Origin of the sequence: Neptuniibacter sp., from assembly GCF_024231755.1 — a bacterium.
Taxonomy (GTDB): Bacteria; Pseudomonadota; Gammaproteobacteria; order Pseudomonadales; family Balneatricaceae; genus Neptuniibacter.
On sequence record NZ_JAAEQH010000046.1, the window covers coordinates 1 to 7495 of the forward strand.

Genomic DNA, 7495 nt, shown 5'->3' on the forward strand with positions numbered 1-7495 from the left:
CGCTCATGGCCAGTACCTGCACGGAACTGGTACAGACCAGATGGCAGACGCTTAGGACGAACCAGTTTGCCGTCACGGCTGATCAGTACATCGCCTTCAGCAGTGTCTTCTGGAGCAACTTCTTCAACGTCTAGGTAAGAGTTGTATACATCACCCTGGTCGCCTGGCTCTTTAACTACAGCGATTTCTTTAGTCAGGCCAGCACCTTCAGAGTCAGTACGTGCAACGATAACACCGTCATCAACACCCAGCTCAAGGAAAGCGTAACGCAGAGCGCGCAGTTTAGCGTGGAAGTCAGCGTGAGGAACAGTTACTTTACCGTCCTGGTGACCACACTGCTTCTCGTCAGCAACCTGGTTTTCGATCTGCAGGCAGCATGCGCCAGCTTCGATCATCTGCTTAGCCATCAGGTAAGTCGCTTCAGCGTTACCGAAACCAGCATCGATATCAGCAACGATTGGCACTACGTGAGTTTCGTGGTTATCGATCTGATCCTGGATTTCAGCTTCTTTAGCTGCATCGCCAGCTTCACGAGCTTTGTCCAGTTCACGGAACAGGCCACCCAGTTCACGAGCGTCAGCCTGACGCAGGAACGTGTACAGTTCACCAACCAGGCCAGCTACAGAAGTTTTCTCGTGCATAGACTGGTCTGGCAGAGGACCGAAGTCAGAACGCAGAGCAGCAACCATCCAACCAGACAGGTACAGGTAACGACGTTCAGTAGAACCGAAGTGCTTCTTGATAGAGATCAGTTTCTGCTGACCTACAAAACCGTGCCAGCAACCCAGAGACTGAGTGTACTTAGTTTTGTCTTTGTCGAACTCAGCCATGTCGCGGCGCATGATACCAGCAGTGTATTTAGCGATATCCAGGCCAGTTTTGAATTTGTTCTGTGCACGCATGCGAGCAGCAGATTCTGGGTTGATTGCATCCCAAGGGCTACCAGCTTCAGCTTTCAGGCCTGCAATGCTTTCGATGTCTTGGTTCAGTGTAGACATGGTCTATTCCTTCCATTTTTTTTTCGCTAGCCAGAATTCGGCTAACTCTTAAAAGTTTCGCAGTCGATTCTAGTAGTGCTTTTTCCATAATTGAAATAAATGGCCCTTATTTACGCTATTTATTCTGTGAATGTTGATGTGGTACTATTCTGTAACCTCAGTACCTATGCGGCTTTGCTATGAACCTCGACAAAATCGACTTAAACCTTTTGGTATACCTTGATGTATTGCTGCGGGAGCGAAATGTGACTCGATCCGCCAGTCTGCTTGGTATTACACAGCCAGCGATGAGTAATGGTTTGCGGCGGTTGCGTGAAACATTTGGTGATCCTCTTCTTGTTAGGACCAGTGATGGAATGGTACCTACGGAGCGTGCGCAAGGCCTGCAGCCGTTGTTGAGACAGATCCTGGCATCGGTAGAGCAGGTGATTGAACCAACAACTGAGTTTGATGCGAAGTCTAGTGATCGTGTATTCCGTATTATGACCAGTGATTATGGTGAAGCGACTCTGCTACCGAGATTACTAAGCCGATTACGCAAGGAAGCTCCTCATGTGGTACTGGATATTCTGACGCCCAGTGATATGAGTTTTCTTGAAGTAGAGCAGGGCTTGGTTGATCTGGTAATCAACCGTTTTGATGAGATGCCACAGTCTTTCCACCAGAAAACACTGTGGCAGGACTCTTTCTCCTGTCTGTTTGCCGTAGATAACCCGCTTTCCAATAACTTCGATCTGCAGACCTATCTTCGGGCTAAACATGTCTGGGTAAGTAAGACCGGAATGGGAGCGGGGATGGGCATCACCCCAAAAGATACTAAACGTCTTGGCTGGGTTGATGGCGCACTGAATAAGATTGGCGCTACGCGCCGTATAACTGTATTTACCCGCCACTACCAGTCGGCAGCAATGCTGGCTGAACAAAAAGATTTGGTGGCGACGATCCCTACCAAAGCGGCAGCCTTATCTAAGAACCCACGTCTGATGATGAAAAAGCCACCGTTCGACATTCCTGAGTTCGAGCTGAAAATGGCGTGGAGCCCACTGTTGCAACATAACGCCGCGCATCAGTGGATTCGTAGAGTTATAGGTGAAGTGGCATCCCTGAGTTAGGAGTGCTTGTTGGGCAATAATATGGCTATGTTGCGGATTTAATAATCGAAAGGCGAGATTTCGCCTTTGTACTGCAGTGGCTCAGCACATTTAGAGCAGATTCCAGAGATAATTAGTTCCTCTGAGCCGCAAGCAGTACAAGTAACAGTAGCGGCATTTCTGTCTGTTCGCGCATTGATGACTACTGCCATTTCAGACTTGAGGTCTATCGATTTATCCAGCCCGTTTTGCTTGAGAACATTCCACAGCGATTCTGTGATGATGGATAGTGTCTCCAGTTTCAACTCAAGTGCGTTGATCCGGGCTGCATTGATCTCAGATTCCAGTGTCGGCTTTGATTCCAGCGTCATTTCCTGAGTTGTGGCCTGAGTCGTATCTTGACCCTGGATCGTATCCTGATCGGCCGCGTTTTCTTTTTCCATAATTAGCGCTTATAAATCTGCATCAAGAAAATATACAGAGCCTTGTAGCAGTAAAGCCTTAATCAGCACGATATTATCTTCTGTGACTTTTATATCCGAGTGGTATAAATCTGCACATAGTTGCTCGGCTAACTCTGTTTGCTCGGGACTGCATGCACATCCTTTGCCATCGGCGAAAAGAATAAAATGCCCATCCTGGCGGTAAAAAGCAAAACGAGAGCCTTCAGTACGACATAAAGGAGCCCCTTGCTCTATTAAGCTGCGGATCTCATCATCACTCAGTTCTGAGCTTTGTTCACCGGCTAGATCAGGATATTTAGGATCAGTCATAAACTGACCAAACCAATGGCTTAGTAACTCAGGACTATCAATATACTCATGCAGAATATTTTGCACACGTTGAATGGCTGATGCTGTTATTTCACCAGGGTTGGCTTGCTGCTGTAGGTCCGGATCAGAATATCGGTCCTCTGCACAAGTAATATTATCAAGATAGTTACTAAAACTTTCCCAGATCTCCTGATGCGAAGGCGCTCTAAAACCTACAGAGTAGGTCATACAGTCATCACCTACAGCGTAACCATTGTGACCAACACGTGGAGGTAGATAGAGCATATCGCCTGGTTGCAGGTCAAAACTCTGTTCAGCCTCCCATTCAGGTAGGATCATAACAGGGACATCATCTCTGCGTGGAGAATCTTCCCCGTAGATGCCGCCAAATTCCCAACGACGAGTACCAGAGGCCTGAATCAGGAAAACGTCGTAGTTATCGTAGTGCGGGCCTACACCTCCGCCATCAGTGGCGTAACTGATCATCAGATCATCTAAACGCCAGTTGGGGGCAAAACGGAACTGTTCAACTAACTCACTGGCTTCTGGAACCCAGTGATCAACTGCCTGGACAAGAAGAGTCCAGTGGCTATCAGGCAGCTCAGAAAAGCTCTCTTCTGAGAGAGGGCCATGCTTAAGCTGCCAATCTTTTCCATCTGGTGATTGGATAATAAGACGGGATTCAACATCTTCTTCCAACGCTAGCCCTGCCAGTTCATCGGGGCTGACAGGTGGTTCGAAGTCAGGAAAGGCATTGCGAACCAGTAGGGGTTTCTTTTGCCAGTATTCCTCTAGGAACTGCTTTACGCTGATGTCACCAAATGGGGAGTTACTCACTAGTCGATAAACTCCAGTAGCTGTTCGATGGCTTCTTCCATCTCTGCATACACTTTACGCTTATCGCGTGCGGCCAGTGCTGCAATCTTGTTATTACCTACTTTTTTAATGCATTTTTGCAGTGTTTCTGCGCACTCGCGAATACCAACAGAGTTATAACCCATCTGTTTGGACTGGTTGTGCATCTGCTGGATACCGTCGCGTAACTGATCTGCCTGCTTCAGCAGGACCTGTAGATTCTCTTCCATTTTTTCGCCTTGTCGTAATGATCAGGGATCTTATGTCCCTGTTTATTTATTTAATTTCTCAACGGTTTCTTCAACGGAGGTCAGAATGCCTCTGAGCATGTTTAGCTCTGTACGTTCAGGCCGGGAGCGGTTGAAGAAACGGTGCAATTTATCCACTACCTTTCCTTCATGCTGTGGGATGATGAAGTTGGTAAGGCGTAGAACCTTTTCTAGATGTTCGTAGAAAAGCGTCATCTCTTTATGGCGTGGATACTCTTCCTCTGTCTCTTTGTAGCTTTTGTTTTCAGCTGCCATATAGACTTCATAGCAGAGTAACTGAATTGCTTGAGAAACGTTCAATACGGGATATTCCGGGTTCGCTGGAATATAAACATGAATATTACACTGTTGTAGTTCATGGTTATGTAGACCCATGGTCTCACGCCCAAATACAAGAGCTATCTGACCATTATGTGCTTCTGAAACAATCTGCTCTGCACCCTTGCGCGCATCTAGCAGGGGTAAATCAAAGGTTCGTTTAGTCCGTGCACTGGTACCTATGACCAACTGGCAGTCAGCAATAGCTTCTTCAAGTGAACTAACAACTTTAGCATTTTCAAGCAGATCTTTTGCGCCAGCAGCGCGGGAATCGGCTTCTTCACTTGGGAAGACTTCAGGTTCAACCAGATAAAGATTGCTCAGGCCCATATTTTTCATTGCACGGGCAGCAGCGCCAATATTTCCAGGGTGAAAGGTGTTGATCAGTACAACGCGGATATTCTCTAGCATTTAATTCTATGTCCGAGATAAAAACTGCGCACATTATAGAGAGGGTGATGACAATGTAGAAGGTCACTTAAGGATTAGGGGAGGGTTTTATTGGTTTCTTACTCGCAAGGTTAGGTAACGTTAACTTTCTTACTGTCATTCCTGCGTAGGCAGGAATCCAATTTAGTGCGTATAGACTCCAGCCTACGCTGGAGTGACGGAAGAGGGTATCTGGAGTCATGCAATAACTGGGGCGGCTTATTTGCCCCAGTTACGTACACGGCCCACATCCAAATGAACAAAATTACTGCGGGTATATAGACCTACACCGCCTGAGCGCATTGCTAGAGAGGCTTTGTGCAGATCTTTAATATCAACTCCGGGGATACGAATATCAACGGCTTGCCCCAGCATGTGATAGCTACGCTTTGCTACCTTGTTACTTTTTTGGCGTAACAGTTCATTTGACTCAGGGGAACGGTAAGCTGAAATAATATGGATGGGCTTGTGTTCACCGAAGGTCTGCTGCAAGTCATGTAAAAGCATCAAGAGCTGCTGGTCCATATTGTGGACCTTATTATTGCGGTGGTCGCGCAAGACGTGATTTAGCGCCTGTAAACTATCTGCCTGATAGATTCCGTCACTGTAGAATGTGCTGTTAAGTGCCTCGCCAGTATGAAGATTTACGAGGGAGAGGGAGTGATCCTGATTCGTCTGGAATTTGGCAAGCGCAGTGGAAGGTAATGCAGTCAACGCGGTAACACCGCCTAAAGCTTTCAAGAAATCTCTTCTTGACTGGGTCGTTCGATCTTTCATTAACAATAACTTCTTGTACAAAAATTCAGCAGATTATTATGCCGGAGTCATTGTTTGTTGTATATGTTTTGATCAGTTTGAGCTGGTGAATAATTCTTGTGAAGATTGCTGTTTTAATTGGCTCAGTTCATAACGGTCGCGGCGGTACAGGTCGTCTCTAAAGTGAACTTGACCGTTTTTATCCACCCAACTGGTCCAATAAGTTACATACAGCTTCACTGGCTTATCTAACTTGATATGTACCGTTTCCTGATCTGAAAAGAGAGGTGAAACCTCTTCCTGTTCCCAATCTTTACCCATTTTTAATAGTGCATCTGCTAACTTGCGGGGTTGTTCAAGACGAATGCACCCAGAGCTAAAAGCCCTTTTGGATTCGTCGAATAAACGTTTGGCAGAAGTGTCGTGTAAGTAAACAGAGTAGTGGCTGGAGGTGAGAAACTTAACCTTACCTAGCGTATTCTTGTCGCTAGGGGGCTCCCATAATCGTTGGTACACCTTACCTTTGTACATTTTTTCCAAATCGATCTCTTCATCGGTCATGAATTTTTTTTGCTCGCCCCAGCCAGTTACAACTTTAAGGTTTATTTTCTTCAGATAATCCGGGTCCTCTGCAAATACCGGCAGGATGTCTTTATAAGCGATGCTTTTAGGTACATGCCAAGAAGGGTTAACTACAACCCGATCAATCTCGGTATCAAACACAGGGGTTTTTCTTTTACGTTTGCCGACGATCGTTTTCATCGATAGCAGTTTCTCTCCGTTCTCGAACAGGTGTAGGCGATAATCAGGGATGTTTACCTGAATATATCTTTCCTGTTCGGGCTGAAATGCTTGTAAGCGATGGATGTTGAGAAGGATCTGATCTGCCCGTTGTCTAGGACTGACATTAAGTTGGCGACGTGTTGCAGGCCCGAGAATACCATCGGCTTTACCGCCATGGCGTTCCTGAAAACGGAGTAGCGCTTCATGCAGTTCTATGTCGAAAAGCTGAGTATGATCATCACAATTTGCTTGATCAAGGTCTCCTAGCTGAACCAACATCTCACGTAGTTTCGGTATCTGAGGATGGTTATCACCGAAACTCAATAGAGGTCCGCGGCTCAATTTTGGCCAGCTTATAGTGTTAGAAATATGCTCATACTTCATACGAAGCTGATGAAGTTGGCTGATCTGATCAGAAGGTGAGTTAACTGGAACACTGGGTTTATCTAGAGTGCTGGGTGGTGTTATCGCCTGAGTTAAACTTTCTGAGTCTACAATCAGGGGGAATTCAGATTTTGATGAACTCTCTACGGCATAGTTGTGAGTGCTGTATAAAAACAGGGCTGATACGAGAGTTATTACTGTAGAAGCATGCATCTGTGCTGACCTCCCTGACATCAGAAAATGCTGAGGGTCTCCTAAGTACAGATCCAAGTACGGTTTTTATCAAGAAAGGAAGGTGAAGGTTTTTCAAGAAGGGTGAAGGGGGAGTGCAGCAGTACTGTTTCCCCCAGAGGGTTACTATCTTTAGTCAGATTATTTCTTGGCCTGTTTTTCAGCTTTGGACTTCTCTTTTAATTTGTCCTGATCTTTGTAGTACTCATCTTCGTAATAGATCCCTTTTACGCTCAGGCGCTTTTCGATCCAGCGGTTATATAATGTCCAAATAAACAGGCCTGGGACCATGATAACCATGATGCCAATCATCAGGGCTGAACCAGCGTATTTCTCAGGGACCTGCAGAATGATCCAATCAAGGAATCCTGAGTAACGACCTATGTAAAGCCACAAACCCAAACCTATAAGGCCAACAGCCACAGCAGTATGGTGTGCTAATTTGTTATCTTTTTCTTCTGTCATCGGTTTCTGTATCGGTGGACCCGTAAGCTGGGCAGAAAAGGGGTCGGATCGATGATCAGATCACTTCGCTGTTGACGCTGTCGAGTATCAGGTGGAGTCAAACTCGGCGTATTATATTCTGGAAAAGCCTGTTTATCATCTAA

General features: G+C 46.1%; 9 protein-coding genes. 1 reads left to right on the forward strand and 8 read right to left on the reverse strand.

What is annotated here, in order from left to right; translation table 11 throughout:
* Positions 1 to 998: isocitrate lyase (locus GY843_RS01695; protein ID WP_297305989.1), on the reverse strand; the 998-nt coding region annotated here is incomplete at its 3' end.
* 179 nt (positions 999 to 1177) lie between these two features.
* Here GY843_RS01695 and GY843_RS01700 point away from each other — a divergent pair.
* Positions 1178 to 2110, forward strand: a complete 933-nt coding sequence (locus GY843_RS01700) for a LysR family transcriptional regulator (RefSeq protein ID WP_297305990.1) — start codon at positions 1178 to 1180, stop codon at positions 2108 to 2110.
* Between the two features lie 38 nt (positions 2111 to 2148).
* On the opposite strand, the gene GY843_RS01705 is transcribed toward GY843_RS01700, so the two are convergent.
* The 7 genes from GY843_RS01705 to GY843_RS01735 all read right to left on the reverse strand — a co-directional run bounded on the left by GY843_RS01705 (position 2149) and on the right by GY843_RS01735 (position 7352).
* Positions 2149 to 2532: a hypothetical protein gene (locus GY843_RS01705; protein ID WP_297305991.1), complete on the reverse strand. Its 384-nt coding sequence runs from the start codon at positions 2530 to 2532 to the stop codon at positions 2149 to 2151.
* Between the two features lie 9 nt (positions 2533 to 2541).
* Complete coding sequence (locus GY843_RS01710) at positions 2542 to 3699, reverse strand: cupin domain-containing protein (protein WP_297305992.1); 1158 nt, start codon at positions 3697 to 3699, stop codon at positions 2542 to 2544.
* Positions 3699 to 3947: a hypothetical protein gene (locus GY843_RS01715; protein ID WP_297305993.1), complete on the reverse strand. Its 249-nt coding sequence runs from the start codon at positions 3945 to 3947 to the stop codon at positions 3699 to 3701. The genes GY843_RS01710 and GY843_RS01715 overlap by 1 nt, the downstream gene beginning before the upstream one ends.
* 42 nt (positions 3948 to 3989) lie before the next feature.
* A complete protein-coding gene (gene trmJ, locus GY843_RS01720; RefSeq protein ID WP_297305994.1) occupies positions 3990 to 4715 on the reverse strand; it encodes a tRNA (cytosine(32)/uridine(32)-2'-O)-methyltransferase TrmJ in 726 nt (241 codons plus the stop codon).
* A 237-nt stretch (positions 4716 to 4952) separates the two neighbouring features.
* On the reverse strand, positions 4953 to 5510 hold the full coding sequence (locus GY843_RS01725; RefSeq protein WP_297305995.1) for a DUF882 domain-containing protein: 558 nt from the start codon (positions 5508 to 5510) through the stop codon (positions 4953 to 4955).
* Positions 5511 to 5582: 72 nt separating this feature from the next.
* A complete protein-coding gene (locus GY843_RS01730; protein ID WP_297305996.1) occupies positions 5583 to 6869 on the reverse strand; it encodes a L,D-transpeptidase family protein in 1287 nt (428 codons plus the stop codon).
* Positions 6870 to 7028: 159 nt separating this feature from the next.
* Positions 7029 to 7352 carry a hypothetical protein gene (locus GY843_RS01735; RefSeq protein WP_297305997.1) on the reverse strand — a complete coding sequence of 108 codons (324 nt, stop codon included), beginning with the start codon at positions 7350 to 7352 and terminating at the stop codon, positions 7029 to 7031.
* Between the last annotated feature and the right edge of the window lie 143 nt (positions 7353 to 7495).